The sequence below is a fragment of the Streptomyces sp. NPDC031497 genome (assembly GCF_055580905.1).
Genome location: NZ_JBVIKO010000070.1, coordinates 1 through 1,524, shown reverse-complemented (window position 1 = coordinate 1,524; position 1,524 = coordinate 1). Strand labels below are relative to the sequence as shown.

At 63.6% G+C, this 1,524-nt stretch carries 2 pseudogenes; both read right to left on the bottom strand.

What is annotated here, in order from left to right:
• Positions 1-71: 71 nt before the first annotated feature.
• Positions 72-278, bottom strand: a pseudogene (locus tag ACZ5K7_RS48270) (IS5/IS1182 family transposase); the annotation flags it as partial.
• An 89-nt stretch (positions 279-367) separates the two neighbouring features.
• Positions 368-645: pseudogene (locus ACZ5K7_RS48265) on the bottom strand (IS5/IS1182 family transposase); the annotation flags it as partial.
• Between the last annotated feature and the right edge of the window lie 879 nt (positions 646-1,524).

Sequence of the window (1,524 nt, the reverse complement as noted above, 5' to 3'; positions counted from 1 at the left end):
AGCGCACGTCTCCCCCCCCCCCCTCTCCCCCCCCCCCCCCCCCTCCCCCCCCCACCCCCCCCCCCCCCCCCCCCCCGCGGCCGGATGGTCAGGTTCGTGCGGTAGTACATTGCGACCAGAAGCTCCCGCTCGGCCAGCGGCAGCGACGACGGCTGGCCCCGCAACGTGCCGGTCCTGCTCCGCTCCAGCACCACCTTCAACAGACCCGCAAACTGCGTCACCCACAGCCTCGTGAACGTCTCCGCCCACACGCGGTGAGTCCTCAACACCCAGCCCATGCAGGGGATATACTGGGATTAAAGTATTATACGGTACCATTCAGGCTCATTTCGGATCATCGGGCGGACCACTCTCTCGCGGCGGGTGGCATGCCTCGCCACTGCTGAGGCGGTTGATGCACCGATTGACGGTGTTGCGCAGCTTGTAGGTCTCGCGGTTGAAGGCCAGGGGTCCGCTGCGTCGCAGTGGGTGACCGCGCTGGTCCGTAGGGATGGGGATCACCGTGCGGATGCCGCACCGACATAGGTGGTCGCGGATCGTCCGGGAGGAATTCGCCTTGTCTGTCGGGACCGTGTCCGGCCTGGTGCGCGGCCGGCCACGTGGTTGGGGGACACGCAGGCGGGCCATCGCATAGGTGAGGGCGGGAGGCCGGAGCTCCCATTTTCCCGGGCCCCGACAGCCCGCCGATGGGCTCACGCGATGGTGGAATCCACCGACACAGCCCAGTCAAGGTTCATGTCGGTATCGGCCTGGTCACCAGCGCGGTAGAGACGCTGTCCCCGATGCCGTCACAGCCCATATCCGCAACCGTACTTCTCGGGCAGGCAAGGCCATCGCGTTGACCACCTCCTCCAAGAGTCACCACCTTTCGGCATACGGTCTGGGTGCAACCGCCCGATCCACGTCCACCGCACGCCCCTCAACGACACACCCTGAGCAGCGATCTGATGATCCAAACGCAACGGCCCAGATCGTTCCGAACAGCGTGAAGCGAGCTAGGTGAGCAACTGCCCTAGGCAAGAGCTCAGTTGGCTCGCAAGCGAGTACCGCTCCTGTCTATCGACTGTGGTCACGACACACCAGTGACGCCCATTTGTCACTGTGCAAGGTCTGGTAGCACTTGGGTGGCGCAGGTATCCTCTGACTCGCTGCGCGACCCTAGGCGAACACGTATCTACCGGTCGACGTCAGCGACGCGGTCACTGGTTACTGAAAGACACATACTTATCGGCAATCAGTAGCTACTCACATCGATTGTTCATCGCCGTCTGAACCAACGTTCACCGTCGCCGACCATCGTCGGCAGGGAACGTGGGCAAGGCCATGAATCCGTGGTGTGACCTCCACATATGTGGGCTAGCGGTGCAGCTCGCACAGGTGCGTCAGCCGACGCACCCCAAGTGCGCGTTGGCTCTCCACGGCAGCGGACGGGTAGGTGGGTTTATGCGTTTGGATCCGGATTCGTCGTTGGGTAGGGCGTTTGCTGTTTTGACGGGTATGGAGTGGCCGGATGTTGATGAGGGT